Genomic DNA, 16,706 nt, shown 5'->3' with positions numbered 1-16,706 from the left:
CGATCACTTCGCTTCGTCAGCATCCACGCCTTTTATCGACCCCTCACGTTCAAGAATCGACATCAGGCCCAAGGCGCAATCATCGGTAGTTTTGCTGGCGATGGACTGTTGCAGGTTCTCGCTCAGCACAGCTTTGAATTTTTTCCCAGGTAACGTCGCATTCCACCCCAGCAGTGTCTTGACTGCCGGTGCGGGTGCTCCGCTGGATTTTTGATAAAGGCTTTCTGCGCTGCCGTCACTCATGATCGCAAAGCCGGTTGGCGTGTCGATGTGGCCGCGGTACAACCGTAGCTTCGATATCGCTTTAGGGTCAGTCAGAAACCAGGTGGTATTGGCGTATTCACCGTTTTCTGGAGGCGAGAGAGTCTGGAGTTGCCCGTCCGAATCAATGCTTGCGATGACACCATCGCCCAAGTGCCCGGCCATGTAGCGACCCTGCGAGTAAGCAACGAACGACAGGGTGCACGCCAGATCGTTGATGTCGCCGCCGTGCTTGGCGGATTTGCGCCTGAATGCGTCCAGACAGCGATTGACCAGACGCTGGGCTGCCTTCGCATGGATTTTTTCCATATTCTGCCAAAGGCTTTCAAAATTCTTGCAGACGTAGGCGAGTGTCGCGGTGACCGCGACCTGGGCGCCGATATCCGACCGGGCTCTGGAGCCCGCACCGTCAGCCAGGGCTATACAGGTCACGCCGTTGGACTCTCTTGCCGCGACATAGTCCTGGCAAGGTGTTTGAGTTTTCAGGTGCGAGCGCCCCGCGACCGACGCGAAAGCGGTTTTACAGGTGAAGTCCGGGAGGTCAGACATGGTTCAGACCTGTCCCCAGGCTTCGATGCCTTTGATATCCAGTGGCACCGCGTCGCCGGGTGTCGACTGTGAGGCACGGGAAACACTTTTGCTCAGCCAGGCAAAAAACTCGTTGAAGCGCAGGCCTTTGAGGCGCAGTGGCGGGCGTGACGGCGAGAATAGAGCCAGCGATTCAACGTTCGCGGCTTTACCGATTGCGATGGGGAACACGGTCAGTTTGCGTTTGCTGATCATGTCGCTGACGCGAGTGGCTGCTTCGCTAATGTCATCGGTCGGCTCGCCATCCGTCATGAGAACCATCCACGGCTGAAAGTAATCCACGCCAGCCTGTTGATAATCCTCTTTGCGCGCTTCCAGCAAATCCAGAGCGATGCCCACGGCGTGCCCCATCGGGGTCATGCCGGACGCGACCAGCGGCGGCACGTCCTGACGGCTGATGGAGCCGAAATCCATCACTTTCTGCGCTGTTCCGCCAAAAGTCACGATGCAGATTTCAGCGGCATATTGCGCTATTTCATCGTCCTTGATTGCTTCGAAAAACTGTTGAACGCCAGAGTGCAGTTCTGCAATAGGCTCGCCTTCCATTGATCCGCTGACATCCAGCACGAGGCAGACGGGTACGCGTGTGGTCGGGTTCTCAGCAAGTTCTTCCTGACTGAGGAGATAGTTGTCTGGCATGGAAATGTCCTTGTGGGGTGAGCGTTACAGCCAACGCTTCAAGAGTCGTTTGAACCAGCGCAAAACGATGTTTTGCGGATTGCTCGCGTGCACTGGCAATGGTCGATAGGGTTGCGGTCGAGCGGACGTCGGTTGCTGCGGCGGCCTTGCCGCTGTCGGGCGAGCGGTCGCAGGTGCAGCTGCGGGCGCAGGGCGGTTCGGTGCCGGTGCCGCCACTTTGGGAGGCGGGGGCGGCGTTGGGCGAGGCGCGATGGGCGCCGGAGGTGGCGCCGCACGCTGGCCGGCCTGCTCGATTTTCTTTTGGCTCTCACTGGCCAGCTTTTTCAGTTTCGCTGTTTTCTGGCAATCCGAGCATATGGTCGGTTTGCCTGCCGCCTTCATTTTTTCAAACCAGTCCTTGGCCACCTTGTGGGGCTTTTTGCAACTGCCACAGACGTCTTCAACGGGATCTTTGATATGAAACGCGGCAGGAAACAAATCATCGCAATGTTTGCCTTTGCGTAACCCTTCGCCGTACTGAGTCAGCAGTTTCAGCCAGTCATCGATGGGGCGTCGCTGATTGTCTTCGAAAGTATTGCTGAATGCCTGTTTGAGCGGATACGGCAAATGACTCCAGATATGCTGCCAGACGCCCACCGGCGCGACGCTTGCCCGGCCGATGCCGCTGCCCTTTTTGAATCGGTAGGGGAAGTTCATGTTCTTGATGTTGTCGGAAGCCGTTCCGCCACCCTGTTGAGAATAGGGTGGTTTGCCCGGCAGCAGGATCATGAACAGCATGGTGGCGATGGCGAACAGCTCGTGATTTTTTGTGCGCAGGTAGTCGCCGTATTTTTCGTCCTGGATTTCCGGCGCGGTGAACGGCACCGTGCCCACTTCGCAGGGGAAATGTCCAATCTGGAAGCTGTCGGTATCGACCATCCAGACCTTGTTGCTGTCTGCCGTCACGAGCAGGTTCATCGGATTGATGTCGCCCACGATGATATTCAGCGAGTGCAGATAGTGCACCTGTTTCAAAAAGGCGCTCGCGACATTCACCAGGTCACGCCGTGTCCATTTCGCGAAGGTCTTCAGCAGTACCTGTTTGACGAATACCGTGCTGTGAAGTGTTCTGCCATCCGCACGAGGCATGACATAACCGACGAACTCCTTTTGCGCATTGAACACCAGCTCGGTCGGCCAGCAAATGCCGGGTTCGACGATTTTACGCGTCACCATCAGGCTGATTTTCTCGCGGCGCCGGGTCGTGAGTTTTTCAATGTGATAGATCTTGCAGACTTCTGCGTTGCCAGCCACGGCATGGATCGTTCCTTCTCCGCCGGCGCTGATGGCTTTATCCAGGGTCAGTTGACGACCGCTCGAGGTGGTCACCACCGAGCCTTCCGCGACACGTTCACCTTGGTTGCGAATAACCATGTCGGCAGTGAGGAGCGGGGTTGCCGGCATGTCGAAAGGCACGATCGGTGCTGGTGCTGGTGCTGGTGCTGGTGCACTTTTAGGTGGTGGCGAGGGTGCCGGTCCGGTCCAGCGCTGGGCTCTGGCCTGCGCGGCTTTGCACTGCGCGAGCTGCGATTCGTCGCATGTCAGTAGCAGCAGATCGTAATGGCGGCACAAGTCGACGACTTCTCCCGACGGGCTTTGCTCCGGCGGCGTGGTCGTGCGTTTGAGCGCGAAGATTGCTTGGCCATTGAACGAGCATTCGGCCAGCAGATCGCCGGGATGCAGCGCTGTACCTTTAGGGAGCGCACGGTGCGGCCGAGACGGTTTGCCGATGAAGTAGCGAAAAAAATCCCGTGCGTTGCGGTGGACCTGCTCGTTTCCCTCGGTCAGGGACTGAAGCTTCAGAAGATCGGAATGGGCGATAAAAGGCAGACCATTCCTGGCGCGAATGCGGTTGATAATGTCCGGGTCCAGAAAAAGGACGCTTTTATCGACGAGCACGTGTTCCATAGAGTGGGGCATTGGCTTCCTGCCGTCTTGTTTCAAAATTGGCACGGCGCGAGGATACCCCATCAATTTTGCGCATCACAACCGCAGTGGCACGCCTTGGCATCAGGATCAAAACCATGCAAACCCCGAACACAGCGCTCATCCGCGAAACCTTTCCCGTCGGCCCGCTCCAGTGCAACTGCACCATCATCGGCGACCCGATCAGCAAAAAAGCCATCGTCGTCGACCCGGGTGGCAATCCTGACCTGATCATGGCGCGCCTTGATGCGCATGGCCTGAAAGTCGTCAGCATCATTCACACCCACGCGCATCTCGATCACTTCCTCGCTTCCGGGCAGATGAAGGAAAAAACCGGCGCGACCCTGCATTTGCACAAGGAAGACCAGTTCCTTTGGGACAACCTCGAAATGCAGTGCCAGATGTTCGGTGTGCCGTACACACCGGTGCCATCGCCAGATCGCTGGTTGAGTGACGATGAGGAACTGGCCTGCGGTTGCGGTGTTGCCCTGCACACGCCGGGACATACACCCGGTTCCATGAGCTTTTGGTTTTCCGAGGCTAAGCTGTTGATAGCCGGCGACACGTTGTTTCGTCGCGGCGTAGGGCGCACGGATTTATGGGGCGGCGATCAGGCGACCATCGTGCGTTCGATCAAGCAGCGGCTGTACACCTTGGACGAGGACGCGACCGTGATTACCGGACACGGGCCGGATACGCGCCTGGGTGATGAAATGCGCGAAAACCCGTTTGTACGCGCCTGAATATTTTGTCACGAGTGTCCGGCGGAATTTTTGTGCATTGTCATGATCCAACGCCCGCACAAGTCCATTAACCCAGTGGCCGCTGCACCACAGAATGCGAAAAACCAGGAGCTCTCCATGTTCACCACGCGTCGTTTGATTATTGTCGCTACTGCCGTGGCCTTGCTGTCCGGCTGCGCCTCGCCTAACCCGTATGACAATCAGGGCCAGGCCGACGGTGGCTCCCAAGGAATGAGCAAAACCGCCAAATACGGCGGCCTCGGTGCACTGGCCGGTGCGCTCGCCGGTGCCGCCATCGGTCACGACAACCGTGGCAAAGGTGCCTTGATCGGCGCCGCTGTGGTCGGTGCTTCCGCTGCCGGTTACGGTTACTACGCCGACCAGCAAGAAAAGAAACTGCGCGCGAGCATGGCCAACACCGGTGTTGAAGTGCAGCGCCAGGGCGATCAGATCAAGCTGATCATGCCGGGCAACATCACCTTCGCTACCGATTCGGCGAACATCGCGTCCAGCTTCTACCAGCCGCTGAACAGCCTCGCGGGTTCGCTTAAAGAATTCAACCAGAACCAGATCGAAATCGTCGGCTACACCGACAGCACCGGCAGCCGCCAGCACAACATGGACCTGTCTCAGCGCCGTGCACAGAGCGTGGCGACCTACCTGACTTCGCAAGGTGTCAGCGGTACCAACCTCTCGGTCCGTGGTGCCGGGCCGGACAACCCGATTGCCAGCAACGGTGATGTGAATGGCCGGGCGCAGAACCGTCGGGTTGAAGTCAACCTGAAGGCGATCCCGGGCCAGCAGTATGGTGGTCAGCAGCAACAGCAGCCGGGTACGGTTCAGCAGTATCCGTAAGCGCTTGTCAGAATGAAAAAAATGCCCGGTCCTGCGATCGGGCATTTTTTTGTCTGGCCTGTGCCGGCCCCTTCGCGAGCAGGCTCGCTCCCACATTTGAACTGCATTCCCCTGTGGGAGCGAGCCTGCTCGCGAAGGGGCCGCTACGAACACCGAAGATTACAGACACAAAAAAGCCCCCGGACACATCACTGTCCGGGGGCTTTTTGTTTTCAGCGAAGACCGATTACTTCTTCAGACCATAATGCTCATCGAGCATGCCCGGCGAGTTCGGGGTCTTCGGTGCGTAGTCGCGCGGCGGCTCCTGATCGCGCGGTGGCGTCAGGCGTTCACGTGGCGCGACGGCCGCGTCAGCGTGCAGGGCAGCGATCAGGCGCTGGCGGGTCTGCTCGTCCAGGGCCAGACGATTGGCGCCCTCGGCGAGATGATCCTGCACTTCCTGATAGCTCTGGGTCAGCTTCTTGACCAGCATCGCGGTGCTGTTGAAGTGGGTGACCACTTCGTTTTGATAACTGTCGAAACGCTCCTGGATATCATCCAGTTGACGCTGCGTACGGCTCGGCGCGGCGTTCGGCGCAACGCGCGCGATCAGGAATCCAATGGCGACACCCACAACCAGGGCAAGAGTCGGTAACAACCAAACTAAGAGCGAGTGTTCCACGAGTCCTTCCTCTATAAACGGCTTTGCTTTACGTTAACGGCTCGAACCTGCGCTGTATACCGCGATTCACTCGCAATAGATTGGCACAGACAATTTGCTAGACGAGTCGACCCGATTCGAGGTCACGGAGTTCCTTCCTTGCTGATGCGTGAAACCCCTGTAGTGATTGACGGCCCGGTGGGTCAACTTGAGTCTCTGTACCTGGACAACGAGCAGCCGCGCGGCATCGCGCTGATCTGTCATCCGAACCCGGTGCAGGGCGGCACCATGCTCAACAAGGTCGTCTCGACCCTGCAGCGCACCGCGCGCGACGCGGGCTTGATTACCTTGCGCTTCAACTATCGCGGCGTCGGCGCCAGCGAAGGTTCCCACGACATGGGCACCGGTGAAGTCGATGACGCCCAGGCTGCCGCTGCCTGGCTGCGCGAGAAACACCCGGATGTGCCGCTGACCCTGCTCGGTTTCTCCTTCGGCGGATTTGTTGCAGCAAGTCTCGGCGGCCGTCTCGAAGTCCAAGGCGTGCAGCTCAAGCACCTGTTCATGGTCGCGCCAGCGGTGATGCGTCTGAGCGAGCAGGATCAATTGCCAGAACATGGCGAACTCACCGTGATCCAGCCGGAAACCGACGAAGTCATCGATCCGCAACTGGTCTACGCCTGGTCGGAAAAACTCCAGCGCCCCCATGAGCTGCTGAAAGTGGCAGAATGCGGACACTTTTTTCATGGCAAGCTGACCGATCTCAAGGATCTGATCCTGCCGCGTCTCTCGAATTGATTGCAGTCTGACAAGCGATTACCCATGACGAACCGTACCCGCATCCTCACCGGCATCACCACCACCGGCACGCCGCACCTGGGCAACTATGCCGGCGCCATCCGCCCGGCGATCCTTGCCAGCCGCGACAGCAATGCCGACTCGTTCTACTTTCTGGCCGACTACCACGCCCTGATCAAATGCGATGACCCGCTGCGCATCCAGCGCTCGCGTCTGGAAATCGCCGCGACCTGGCTGGCCGGTGGCCTCGATGTCGACCGCGTGACCTTCTACCGCCAGTCCGACATCCCGGAAATCCCTGAGCTGACCTGGCTGCTGACCTGCGTCGCGGCCAAGGGTCTGCTCAACCGTGCGCACGCCTACAAGGCCTCGGTGGACAAGAACGTCGAAACCGGTGAAGACCCGGATGCCGGCATCACCATGGGCCTCTACAGCTATCCGGTGCTGATGGCCGCAGATATTCTGATGTTCAACGCGCACAAGGTCCCGGTCGGTCGTGACCAGATCCAGCACGTGGAAATGGCCCGTGATATCGGCCAGCGCTTCAACCATCTGTTCGGTCAGGGCAAGGAGTTCTTCACCATGCCCGAAGCACTGATCGAAGAGAGCGTGGCGACGTTGCCAGGCCTCGACGGGCGCAAGATGTCGAAGAGCTACGACAACACCATCCCGTTGTTCTCCAGCGCCAAAGAGATGAAGGACGCGATTTCGCGGATCGTCACCGACTCCAAAGCGCCCGGCGAAGCCAAGGATCCGGACAACTCGCACCTGTTCACCTTGTTCCAGGCCTTTGCCACGCCGGCGCAGGCTGACGAATTCCGCAGTGAACTGCTCGGCGGTCTGGGTTGGGGCGAGGCGAAGAACCGTCTGTTCCAGCTGCTCGACAATGATCTCGGCGAAGCTCGCGACAAGTATCACCAGTTGATCGAGCGCCCGGCAGACCTGGAAGACATCCTGCAGATCGGTGCGAAAAAGGCCCGTGCGGTTGCCACGCCGTTCCTCAACGAACTGCGCGAAGCCGTTGGCCTGCGTTCCTTCGTTAATCAGGTGCAAGTCGCCGCGACGACCAAGAAGAAAGCCGCAAAAGCCGCACGTTTCGTCAGCTTCCGTGAAGACGACGGTAGTTTCCGTTTCCGTCTGCTGGCGGCCGATGGCGAGCAACTGCTGCTGTCGCGCAACTTTGCCGACGGCAAAACCGCAGGCCAGGTGACCAAGCAGCTGCAATCCGGCCAGCCGCTGGACGTGCGCAGCGAAGACCTGAGCTTCAGCGTCTGGCTGGAAGGCGAGTGCGTTGGCGACAGCCCGGCATTCGCCGACGCTGCTGCGCGAGATGCGGCCATCGAGGCTCTGCGCGTCGCGCTGACCCCGGTTCAGGACTAATCGGCGGCACGGTCCGACCAAGGGCCGATTGCCATTCCCACGGGCCGTCGCTACAGTGACGGCCCGTTTTTGTTGCCTTGCTAACGAATTATGACGCCCCTAGAACGATACCAAGCTGATCTGAAACGCCCGGACTTCTTCCATGACGCCGCGCAGGAAACTGCTGTGCGTCATTTGCAGCGTCTGTACGAGGATCTGATCGCCGCCGATCAGAACAAGCCGGGTCTGCTGAGCAAACTGTTCGGCAAAAAGGATCAGACGCCGGTCAAGGGCCTGTATTTCTGGGGCGGCGTGGGTCGCGGCAAGACTTACCTGGTCGACACCTTCTTCGAAGCACTGCCGTTCAAGGAAAAGACCCGCACTCACTTCCACCGCTTCATGAAGCGTGTGCACGAAGAAATGAAAACCCTCGGCGGCGAGAAAAACCCGCTGACCATCATCGCCAAGCGCTTTGCGACTGAGTCGCGGGTGATCTGCTTCGATGAATTCTTCGTCTCCGACATCACCGACGCAATGATCCTCGGCACGCTGATGGAAGAACTGTTCAAGAACGGCGTGACCCTGGTCGCGACCTCGAACATCGTTCCGGACGGCCTGTACAAGGACGGTCTGCAACGTGCGCGTTTCCTGCCGGCGATTGCGCTGATCAAGCAGAATACCGAGATCGTCAACGTCGACAGCGGCGTCGACTACCGCCTGCGTCACCTCGAACAAGCCGAGCTGTTCCACTATCCGCTCGACGAAGCTGCTCACGAAAGTCTGCGCAAGAGCTTCAAGGCGCTGACGCCGGAATGCACTGCTGCGGTCGAAAACGATGTGCTGATGATCGAAAACCGCGAAATCCGTGCCCTGCGCACATGTGACGACGTGGCCTGGTTCGACTTCCGTGAGCTGTGCGACGGCCCGCGTAGCCAGAACGACTACATCGAACTGGGCAAGATCTTCCACGCCGTGCTGCTAAGCGGTGTCGAGCAGATGAGCGTCACCACTGACGACATTGCGCGCCGCTTCATCAACATGGTCGACGAGTTCTACGACCGTAACGTGAAGCTGATCATTTCCGCTGAAGTCGAGTTGAAGGATCTGTACACCGGCGGCCGTTTGAACTTCGAATTCCAGCGTACGCTGAGCCGTCTGCTGGAGATGCAATCGCACGAATTCCTGTCGCGGGCGCACAAGCCTTAAACAGTTTCGCGAGACAAAAAAAGGGCCTGCAATTGCAGGCCCTTTTTATTTGCACTGAACATCCCCTGTGGGAGCGAGCCTGCTCGCGAAGACGGTGTGTCAGCCAGTAATCTTGTTGAATGTGAAACCGAATTCGCGAGCAGGCTCGCTCCCACAGGGGGACTGCGCTGTTCTGGGAAGGTTACGCCGCCTGCTGAAACTGCTGCCGATACTGGTTCGGCGACAGTTCAGTATGCTGACGGAACAGCCGCGCAAAGAAGCTCGCATCATCGTAACCGACCTCATAACTGATGGTCTTGATGCTCTTGCGGCTGCCTGACAGCAGACCTTTCGCGGTTTCGATACGCAGGCGTTGCAGGTAATGCAGTGGCTTGTCACCGGTGGCGGTCTGGAAGCGGCGCATGAAGTTGCGGATGCTCATACCGTGCTCGCGGGCGACGTCTTCGAAGCGGAACTTGTCGGCGAAATGCTCTTCGAGCCAGTGCTGGATCTGCAGGATAATCACGTCCTGGTGCAGCTTCTGCCCACCGAAACCGATGCGTCCCGGCGCATAGCTGCGCTGCACTTCGTAGAGAATGTCACGGGCCACGGCTTGCGCAACGTTGGCCCCGCAGAAACGCTCGATCAAGTAGATGTACAGGTCGCAGGCTGACGTGGTGCCGCCGGCGCAATACAAGTTGTCGGCATCGGTCAGGTGCTTGTCCTGATTGAGATAGACCTTGGGAAAGCGCTCGGCGAATGCATTGAAGAAACGCCAGTAGGTGGTCGCTTCCTTGCCGTTGAGCAGGCCGGCCTCGGCCAGCCAGAACACCCCGGTGGCTTCACCGCACAACACCGCGCCACGGGCGTGCTGTTCACGCAGCCAGGGCAACACTTGCGGATAACGGCCGCACAGCGTGTCGAAATCGTCCCAGAACGCCGGGAGGATAATGACGTCGGCGTTTTCCAGGCCACCGTCGACCGGCATCACGACGTCACTGAAGCTGTTCACCGGTTTGCCGTCGGGGCTGACCAGGCGTGTTTCAAACGCCGGTGTCAGGCCGTGGCCCAGTTGTTTGCCATAACGCAGGCTGGCCAGATGGAAGAAATCCTTGGCTTGCATGAGGGTGGAAGCGAAAACCCGGTCGATTGCCAGGATGCTGACGCGCCGCAAGGGCGTGGAGACTTGCTTGGACATAATTCAACTTTTGTTTTGTTTTTATAAGGGAAAGTGGTCACCAGACGGCTGGATCGTCTTATTTTTTGTCGGATGTGTCCAGTGTCCTGTGTCAGAGGGGAGGCTTAGTCTCTGAAGGCCATCTCCCGCCAACAACAAAGAAAGGTGCCGCATGATCCCCAGAACCTTGTTCAGCTCCGAGCACGAATTGTTTCGCGACAGCGTCCGCACCTTCCTCGAAAAAGAGGCGGTGCCGTTCCATGCGCAATGGGAGAAACAAGGCCATATCGACCGTAAACTGTGGAACAAGGCCGGGGAGGCGGGGATGCTCTGCTCGCACCTGCCGGAAGAATACGGCGGCCTGGGGGCGGACTTTCTCTACAGTGCGGTGGTGATCGAGGAGGTCGGGCGACTGGGCCTGACCGGCATCGGCTTCTCGCTGCATTCGGACATTGTCGCGCCGTACATCCTGCATTACGGCAGCGAGGCGCTGAAGCACAAATACCTGCCGAAACTGGTTTCGGGCGAGATGGTCACGGCCATCGCCATGACCGAGCCGGGGGCGGGGTCCGATCTGCAAGGTGTGAAGACCACCGCTGTGCTGGACGGTGACGAATATGTGATCAACGGTTCGAAAACCTTCATTACCAACGGCTTTCTCGCGGATCTGGTGATCGTGGTGGCCAAGACCGATCCAAAGGCCGGCGCCAAGGGTACCAGCCTGTTTCTGGTGGAGGCGGGTACGCCGGGTTTCGATAAGGGCAAGCGCCTTGAGAAGGTTGGTATGAAGGCGCAGGACACGTCGGAATTGTTTTTCCAGGATGTGCGCGTGCCGAAAGAAAACCTGTTGGGGCAGGCCGGGGCCGGATTCGCTTATCTGATGCAGGAATTGCCTCAGGAACGTCTGACGGTGGCGATCGGTGGCCTGGCTTCAGCTGAAGCAGCGTTGCAATGGACGCTTGATTACACCCGCGATCGCAAGGCCTTCGGCAAAGCCATTGCCGACTTCCAGAACACCCGCTTCAAGCTGGCCGAGATGGCCACGGAAATTCAGATCGGCCGAGTGTTCGTCGATAAATGTCTGGAACTGCACCTGCAAGGCAAGCTCGACGTGCCGACGGCGGCGATGGCGAAATACTGGGGCACCGATCTGCAATGCAAGGTGCTCGACGAGTGCGTGCAGTTGCATGGCGGTTACGGCTTCATGTGGGAGTACCCGGTGGCCCGGGCGTGGGCGGATGCGCGGGTGCAGCGGATCTATGCCGGCACCAACGAGATCATGAAGGAGATTATTGCGCGGTCGCTTTGATCTTCGCTGCATTGGCTGGCCTCTTCGCGAGCAGGCTCGCTCCCACAGGGGATCACCGTACCTGTGGGAGCGAGCCTGCTCGCGAAGCTTTTAGCGGTCAATCAAGGCGCTGGGTTCGGATGATCCTTGTGAATCGCCTCGATCCCTGCCAGCACTTCATCGGAAAGCTTCAGATCAAAACTGGCAATGTTGCTGTCCAGTTGCTCAAGCGTCGTCGCCCCAATGATATTGCTGGTGACAAACGGTTGCTGAGTCACAAAAGCCAAGGCCATCTGCGCCGGATCCAGACCGTGTTCACGAGCCAGCGCCACGTATCGGCTGCACGCTGCTTCCGACTGTGCATTGAAATAGCGGCTGAAGCGACTGTAGAGGCTCAGGCGACCTTTTGGCGGACGAGCGCCACCTTCGTATTTGCCTGACAGGAAACCAAACGCCAACGGCGAATAGGCGAGCAGGCCGCACTGTTCGCGGATGGCGATTTCCGCCAGGCCCACTTCAAAACTGCGGTTGAGCAGGTTGTAGGGGTTCTGGATCGACACCGCGCGCGGCCAGCCACGCGCTTCGGCCAAGGCCAGAAAACGCATGGTGCCCCACGGGGTTTCGTTGGACAGGCCGATGTGGCGAATCTTGCCGGCCTTCACTTGCTCGTCGAGTGCTTCGAGAGTGTCTTCGAGCGGGGTCAGGTTGGCTTCGATCTTGTGCTTGTAACCCAGTTGTCCGAAAAAGTTGGTGCTGCGTTCCGGCCAGTGCAATTGATACAGGTCGATGTAATCGGTCTGCAGGCGCTCGAGGCTGGCGTCCACCGCAGCGGTGATGTGCTGGCGGTTATGGCGCAGGTTTTTGTCGCGGATGTAGTCGATGGTGTTGCCGGGGCCGGCGATCTTGCTGGCGAGGATCCAGTCGGCGCGGTCGCCGCGACTTTTGAAGTAATTGCCGATATAGCGCTCGGTGGTGGCATAGGTTTCGGCTTTCGGCGGCACCGGGTACATCTCGGCGGTGTCGATGAAATTGATCCCGGCTTCTTTGGCCCGTTCAATCTGCGCGAAGGCTTCAGCTTCAGTGTTTTGCTCGCCCCAGGTCATGGTGCCGAGGCAGATTGCACTCACGTTCAGGTCGGTACGGCCTAGCTGGCGATAGTCCATCGGGTGCTCCTTGGGCAAAACAATCATAAAAGCAGGTTGAAATATTTTTCGCAATCTGCATAATTGCCGACCTCTTTCTGCAGTGGAAGTGATGCGCCGCCGCCGAAGAATCTTGCCGTTGAACGGACGCGCCGACCCGAGCCCCCGAAAGCGTCTGTATCCGGCTGCCTTTGACTTGTCAAAGTACGCACTATTCAGTAAGATCCGCCGTCTAATTTACAGGGCGGCCCCTGAGGCTATAAAGAATGAAAACTTTTACTGCTAAACCGGAAACAGTAAAGCGCGACTGGTTTGTCGTCGACGCTGCTGGTCAGACCCTGGGTCGTCTGGCCACCGAAATCGCGAGCCGTCTGCGTGGCAAGCACAAGCCTGAGTACACTCCTCACGTTGACACCGGCGACTACATCGTCGTAATCAACGCCGAGCAGATTCGTGTTACCGGTGCTAAAACCACTGACAAAATGTACTACTCCCACTCCGGTTTCCCGGGCGGCATCAAGTCGATCAACTTTGAAAAGCTGATCGCTAAAGCCCCTGAGCGCGTGATCGAGACCGCGGTTAAAGGCATGCTGCCTAAAAACCCACTGGGTCGCGACATGTACCGTAAGCTGAAAGTCTATGCGGGCGCTGCACACCCACATACTGCTCAGCAGCCCCAAGAACTGAAGTTTTAACGGAATAGTACATTATGTCGGCGACTCAAAATTACGGCACTGGCCGTCGCAAGACCGCAACCGCACGCGTTTTCCTGCGTCCGGGTACTGGTAACATCTCCATCAACAACCGTTCGCTGGAAAACTTCTTCGGCCGTGAAACTGCCCGCATGGTAGTTCGTCAGCCGCTGGAGCTGACTGAGACTGTCGAGAAGTTCGACATCTACGTCACCGTGATCGGCGGTGGTGTAAGTGGTCAAGCTGGCGCAATCCGCCACGGCATCACTCGCGCTCTGATGGACTACGACGAAACCCTGCGTGGCGCTCTGCGCAAAGCTGGCTTCGTTACTCGCGACGCCCGTGAAGTTGAACGTAAGAAAGTTGGTCTGCGTAAAGCGCGTAAGCGTCCGCAGTACTCGAAGCGTTAATTCCGCTTCCGCGTTCAAAAAGAACGCCCGCCTCCTCACGGAAGCGGGCGTTTTTTTATGCCTGTGATTTATCAAAGAATTGCGCTGCGACAACTTGCCACTTCCGTAGACCCCCTATACTGCAAGGCTTGAGGGTAAGAGCTCCGGGTAATTCCCTTGTCAGAATTGGGGCTTTTCATTACCATTCGGCAAAATTTTTATAAGTAACATTGATTTATTTAGTAGATGCCTGATTTAACAGGCCACAAAAGCTGATGGGAGAGGACTGAATGAGCAATGACGGCGTGAATGCAGGCCGGCGTCGCTTCTTGGTAGCAGCCACATCCGTGGTGGGTGCTGCAGGAGCGGTGGGGGCTGCGGTCCCGTTCGTGGGGTCATGGTTTCCCAGTGCCAAGGCGAAAGCCGCCGGTGCACCGGTGAAAGTGAATGTCAGCAAAATCGAGCCAGGACAGCAGATGATTGCTGAATGGCGCGGCCAGCCGGTGTTCATTGTCCGCCGTACTGCGGAAATCCTGGGGAATCTCAAGAAGATCGAGGGCCAGCTCTCCGATCCAACCTCCAAAAACTCCACGCAACCCACCTATGTCGACCCTGAAGTGCGTTCGATCAAGCCGGAAATTCTGCTGCTGATCGGGATCTGCACGCACCTGGGTTGCTCACCAACTTTCCGTCCCGAAGTGGCACCTGCAGATCTCGGCAAGGACTGGGTCGGTGGCTATTTCTGCCCTTGCCACGGCTCCCACTACGATCTGGCTGGCCGCGTCTACAAGTCGCAACCTGCGCCTTTGAACCTGCCAGTTCCCCCGCATTCCTATGAGACCGATGACCTGATTGTCATTGGCGTCGATACGGAGAAAGCGTGATGAGCAAGTTCATGGATTGGGTTGATGCGCGCTTTCCCGCGACCAAAATGTGGGAAGACCATCTCAGCAAGTATTACGCTCCAAAAAACTTCAACTTCTTCTATTTTTTCGGCTCTCTGGCGCTGCTGGTGCTGGTCAATCAGATCGTTACCGGTGTCTGGCTGACGATGAGCTACACGCCATCAGCGGAAGAAGCCTTCGCTTCCGTTGAATACATCATGCGTGACGTCGAGTACGGCTCGATTCTGCGTCTGCTGCACTCGACCGGCGCTTCGGCGTTTTTCATCGTGGTTTATCTGCACATGTTCCGTGGCTTGCTCTACGGTTCTTACCAGAAGCCGCGCGAGCTGGTTTGGGTGTTCGGCATGCTGATTTACCTGGCGCTGATGGCCGAGGCATTCATGGGTTATCTGCTGCCGTGGGGCCAGATGTCCTACTGGGGTGCCCAAGTGATCATCTCGCTGTTCGGCGCGATTCCGGTCATCGGCAACGACCTGACCCAGTGGATTCGTGGTGACTACCTGATCTCCGGGATCACCCTGAACCGCTTCTTTGCCTTGCACGTTGTTGCGCTGCCGATCGTGATTCTCGGTCTGGTGGTGCTGCACATTCTGGCGTTGCATGAAGTGGGTTCGAACAACCCTGACGGCGTCGATATCAAGAAGCACAAAGACGAAAACGGCATCCCGCTGGACGGCATTGCCTTCCACCCGTACTACACCGTGAAGGATATCGTCGGTGTCGTAGTGTTCCTGTTTATCTTCTGCTTTATTGTGTTCTTCTTCCCGGAAATGGGCGGCTACTTCCTCGAAAAACCAAACTTCGAGCAAGCCAACCCGTTCAAGACGCCAGAACACATTGCCCCGGTTTGGTACTTCACGCCGTTCTACGCAATCCTGCGTGCAATCCCGGATAAACTCATGGGCGTTATCGCTATGGGTGCCGCGATTGCGGTGCTGTTCGTGTTGCCATGGCTTGATCGCAGTCCGGTCAAATCGATGCGCTATAAAGGCTGGATGAGCAAAATCTGGCTGCTGGTGTTCTGCATTTCGTTCGTGATTCTCGGCGTTCTTGGTGTGCTTGCGCCGACGCCGGAGCGAACCTTGCTGTCGCAGGTCTGCACCTTCCTGTACTTCGCCTACTTCATTCTGATGCCGTTCTACACCAGGCTCGAGAAGACCAAACCGGTTCCGGAAAGGGTGACTGGCTGATGAAAAAGTTATTTTTTGCTCTGATTTTTGCTGTGTTGCCTGTGCTGTCTTTCGCCGCTGAACACGGTGGGCCGGAGCTGGAAAAAGTCGACATCGATGTCTCCGATAAAGCTGCCTTGCAGGACGGTGCGCGCACCTTCGCCAACTATTGCATGGGTTGCCACAGTGCCAAGTTCCAGCGTTACGAGCGCGTTGCCGATGATCTCGGTGTGCCGCACGAACTGATGCTGGAGAAGCTGGTGTTCACCGGCGCCAAGATCGGTGATCACATGACCATCGGTATGCAGCCGGCAGACGCCAAGACCTGGTTTGGTGCGGCACCACCGGATCTGACTCTGGTCGCTCGTGTGCGTGGCACTGATTGGCTCTACGGTTACCTGAAGTCGTTCTACGAAGATCCTGCACGTCCATGGGGCGTGAACAACAAGGTTTTTCCGAACGTCGGCATGCCTAACGTGCTGGTCGGCCTGCAAGGTCGTCAGGTCGTGGGTTGCAAACAGGTGCAGATCGTCGAAGACGGCAAGAAGCAATATGATCCGCTGACCGGTACGCCTCTGACTCATGAAGCGTGCGATCAACTGACCATCGTGCCGAAATCCGGTGCTCTGAACGAAGAGCAGTTCGATGAGAAGGTCAAGAATCTGGTAACCTTCCTGGCTTACTCGGCTAACCCGGTTAAGCTGCAACATCAGCGCATCGGTACTTACGTCTTGCTGTACCTGGCGTTCTTCTTTGTGTTCGCCTACCTGCTCAAGCGTGAATACTGGAAAGACGTGCACTGATACGCTTCAAGCATTGCTGTTAATCGCGCGCGCCCAAGGGCGCCTCCGATAGCGCAACGTCTGGTTTGCCAGGTGTTGCGGGAGGCGCCCTCTGGGCGCGCGCGTTTTTCC

17 protein-coding genes are annotated in these 16,706 nt (G+C 57.8%); 11 read left to right on the top strand and 6 right to left on the bottom strand.

The features are described 5' to 3' along the window. Nucleotides 1-3 precede the first annotated feature (3 nt). The 3 genes from HU754_RS24925 to HU754_RS24915 are packed head-to-tail and all read right to left on the bottom strand — an operon-like array spanning nt 4 to nt 3,435. Nucleotides 4-810: a PP2C family serine/threonine-protein phosphatase gene (locus tag HU754_RS24925; protein WP_186624766.1), complete on the bottom strand. Its 807-nt coding sequence runs from the start codon at nt 808-810 to the stop codon at nt 4-6. A gap of 3 nt (nt 811-813) precedes the next feature. Continuing rightward, the gene (locus HU754_RS24920; protein WP_186624765.1) at nt 814-1,488 is read right to left on the bottom strand and encodes a vWA domain-containing protein; all 675 of its coding nucleotides are present in this window, start codon (nt 1,486-1,488) and stop codon (nt 814-816) included. A 24-nt stretch (nt 1,489-1,512) separates the two neighbouring features. Then, nucleotides 1,513-3,435: a protein kinase domain-containing protein gene (locus HU754_RS24915; RefSeq protein WP_186624764.1), complete on the bottom strand. Its 1,923-nt coding sequence runs from the start codon at nt 3,433-3,435 to the stop codon at nt 1,513-1,515. Nucleotides 3,436-3,551: 116 nt separating this feature from the next. On the opposite strand from HU754_RS24915, the gene HU754_RS24910 reads away from it, so the two are divergent. Beyond that, nucleotides 3,552-4,196, top strand: coding sequence for an MBL fold metallo-hydrolase (locus HU754_RS24910; protein ID WP_116255172.1), 645 nt, complete (start codon nt 3,552-3,554; stop codon nt 4,194-4,196). A gap of 117 nt (nt 4,197-4,313) precedes the next feature. After that, nucleotides 4,314-5,051 carry a YiaD family glycine zipper/OmpA-like lipoprotein gene (locus HU754_RS24905; RefSeq protein WP_186624763.1) on the top strand — a complete coding sequence of 246 codons (738 nt, stop codon included), beginning with the start codon at nt 4,314-4,316 and terminating at the stop codon, nt 5,049-5,051. 226 nt (nt 5,052-5,277) lie between these two features. Here the strand turns inward: HU754_RS24905 and HU754_RS24900 are convergent, their stop codons facing one another. Beyond that, nucleotides 5,278-5,712, bottom strand: a complete 435-nt coding sequence (locus HU754_RS24900) for a Z-ring associated ZapG family protein (RefSeq protein ID WP_007917055.1) — start codon at nt 5,710-5,712, stop codon at nt 5,278-5,280. Nucleotides 5,713-5,856: 144 nt separating this feature from the next. Here HU754_RS24900 and HU754_RS24895 point away from each other — a divergent pair, with 144 nt between their 5' ends. The 3 genes from HU754_RS24895 (at nt 5,857) to zapE (ending at nt 9,051) form a co-directional block, all read left to right on the top strand. Then, nucleotides 5,857-6,486 carry an alpha/beta hydrolase gene (locus HU754_RS24895; RefSeq protein ID WP_186624762.1) on the top strand — a complete coding sequence of 210 codons (630 nt, stop codon included), beginning with the start codon at nt 5,857-5,859 and terminating at the stop codon, nt 6,484-6,486. Nucleotides 6,487-6,510: 24 nt separating this feature from the next. Next, complete coding sequence (locus HU754_RS24890; RefSeq protein ID WP_034156484.1) at nt 6,511-7,866, top strand: tryptophan--tRNA ligase; 1,356 nt, start codon at nt 6,511-6,513, stop codon at nt 7,864-7,866. Nucleotides 7,867-7,956: 90 nt separating this feature from the next. Continuing rightward, nucleotides 7,957-9,051, top strand: a complete 1,095-nt coding sequence (zapE, locus tag HU754_RS24885) for a cell division protein ZapE (protein WP_034156483.1) — start codon at nt 7,957-7,959, stop codon at nt 9,049-9,051. A 181-nt stretch (nt 9,052-9,232) separates the two neighbouring features. On the opposite strand, the gene HU754_RS24880 is transcribed toward zapE, so the two are convergent. Beyond that, nucleotides 9,233-10,129, bottom strand: coding sequence for a GlxA family transcriptional regulator (locus HU754_RS24880; protein ID WP_175555647.1), 897 nt, complete (start codon nt 10,127-10,129; stop codon nt 9,233-9,235). A gap of 250 nt (nt 10,130-10,379) precedes the next feature. On the opposite strand from HU754_RS24880, the gene HU754_RS24875 reads away from it, so the two are divergent. Beyond that, entirely contained in the window at nt 10,380-11,516 is a 1,137-nt protein-coding gene (locus tag HU754_RS24875; protein ID WP_095050645.1) for an acyl-CoA dehydrogenase family protein, read from the top strand. A gap of 101 nt (nt 11,517-11,617) precedes the next feature. Here the strand turns inward: HU754_RS24875 and HU754_RS24870 are convergent, their stop codons facing one another. Continuing rightward, a complete protein-coding gene (locus HU754_RS24870; protein ID WP_007917033.1) occupies nt 11,618-12,658 on the bottom strand; it encodes an NADP(H)-dependent aldo-keto reductase in 1,041 nt (346 codons plus the stop codon). Between the two features lie 245 nt (nt 12,659-12,903). On the opposite strand from HU754_RS24870, the gene rplM reads away from it, so the two are divergent. The 5 genes from rplM (at nt 12,904) to HU754_RS24845 (ending at nt 16,595) form a co-directional block, all read left to right on the top strand. Further along, entirely contained in the window at nt 12,904-13,332 is a 429-nt protein-coding gene (rplM, locus tag HU754_RS24865) for a 50S ribosomal protein L13 (protein ID WP_007917032.1), read from the top strand. Nucleotides 13,333-13,346: 14 nt separating this feature from the next. Beyond that, nucleotides 13,347-13,739 carry a 30S ribosomal protein S9 gene (gene rpsI / locus HU754_RS24860; protein WP_008080273.1) on the top strand — a complete coding sequence of 131 codons (393 nt, stop codon included), beginning with the start codon at nt 13,347-13,349 and terminating at the stop codon, nt 13,737-13,739. Between the two features lie 269 nt (nt 13,740-14,008). Next, nucleotides 14,009-14,602, top strand: a complete 594-nt coding sequence (gene petA / locus HU754_RS24855; RefSeq protein ID WP_003228055.1) for a ubiquinol-cytochrome c reductase iron-sulfur subunit — start codon at nt 14,009-14,011, stop codon at nt 14,600-14,602. Next, on the top strand, nt 14,602-15,813 hold the full coding sequence (locus HU754_RS24850; protein ID WP_186624761.1) for a cytochrome b: 1,212 nt from the start codon (nt 14,602-14,604) through the stop codon (nt 15,811-15,813). The genes petA and HU754_RS24850 overlap by 1 nt, the downstream gene beginning before the upstream one ends. After that, complete coding sequence (locus tag HU754_RS24845) at nt 15,813-16,595, top strand: cytochrome c1 (RefSeq protein ID WP_186624760.1); 783 nt, start codon at nt 15,813-15,815, stop codon at nt 16,593-16,595. Before HU754_RS24850 ends, HU754_RS24845 begins: the two co-directional genes overlap by 1 nt. Nucleotides 16,596-16,706 lie beyond the last annotated feature (111 nt).

Origin of the sequence: Pseudomonas zeae (assembly GCF_014268485.2) — a bacterium.
Taxonomy (GTDB): domain Bacteria; phylum Pseudomonadota; class Gammaproteobacteria; order Pseudomonadales; family Pseudomonadaceae; genus Aquipseudomonas; species Aquipseudomonas neuropathica.
The sequence above is the reverse complement of the archived record's forward strand: the minus strand, read 5'-3'. Positions and strand labels throughout refer to the sequence as shown.

Bases quoted from the DNA above. Each gene is read 5' to 3' on its own strand.
- HU754_RS24850 (WP_186624761.1), top strand. From the start codon at position 14,602: ATGAGCAAGTTCATGGATTGGGTTGATGCGCGCTTTCCCGCGACCAAA.
- HU754_RS24870 (WP_007917033.1), bottom strand. From the start codon at position 12,658: ATGGACTATCGCCAGCTAGGCCGTACCGACCTGAACGTGAGTGCAATC.
- HU754_RS24910 (WP_116255172.1), top strand. From the start codon at position 3,552: ATGCAAACCCCGAACACAGCGCTCATCCGCGAAACCTTTCCCGTCGGC.
- petA (WP_003228055.1), top strand. From the start codon at position 14,009: ATGAGCAATGACGGCGTGAATGCAGGCCGGCGTCGCTTCTTGGTAGCA.
- HU754_RS24890 (WP_034156484.1), top strand. From the start codon at position 6,511: ATGACGAACCGTACCCGCATCCTCACCGGCATCACCACCACCGGCACG.
- HU754_RS24905 (WP_186624763.1), top strand. From the start codon at position 4,314: ATGTTCACCACGCGTCGTTTGATTATTGTCGCTACTGCCGTGGCCTTG.
- zapE (WP_034156483.1), top strand. From the start codon at position 7,957: ATGACGCCCCTAGAACGATACCAAGCTGATCTGAAACGCCCGGACTTC.
- HU754_RS24925 (WP_186624766.1), bottom strand. From the start codon at position 810: ATGTCTGACCTCCCGGACTTCACCTGTAAAACCGCTTTCGCGTCGGTC.
- HU754_RS24845 (WP_186624760.1), top strand. From the start codon at position 15,813: ATGAAAAAGTTATTTTTTGCTCTGATTTTTGCTGTGTTGCCTGTGCTG.
- HU754_RS24895 (WP_186624762.1), top strand. From the start codon at position 5,857: ATGCGTGAAACCCCTGTAGTGATTGACGGCCCGGTGGGTCAACTTGAG.
- HU754_RS24875 (WP_095050645.1), top strand. From the start codon at position 10,380: ATGATCCCCAGAACCTTGTTCAGCTCCGAGCACGAATTGTTTCGCGAC.
- HU754_RS24915 (WP_186624764.1), bottom strand. From the start codon at position 3,435: ATGGAACACGTGCTCGTCGATAAAAGCGTCCTTTTTCTGGACCCGGAC.
- rplM (WP_007917032.1), top strand. From the start codon at position 12,904: ATGAAAACTTTTACTGCTAAACCGGAAACAGTAAAGCGCGACTGGTTT.
- HU754_RS24920 (WP_186624765.1), bottom strand. From the start codon at position 1,488: ATGCCAGACAACTATCTCCTCAGTCAGGAAGAACTTGCTGAGAACCCG.
- rpsI (WP_008080273.1), top strand. From the start codon at position 13,347: ATGTCGGCGACTCAAAATTACGGCACTGGCCGTCGCAAGACCGCAACC.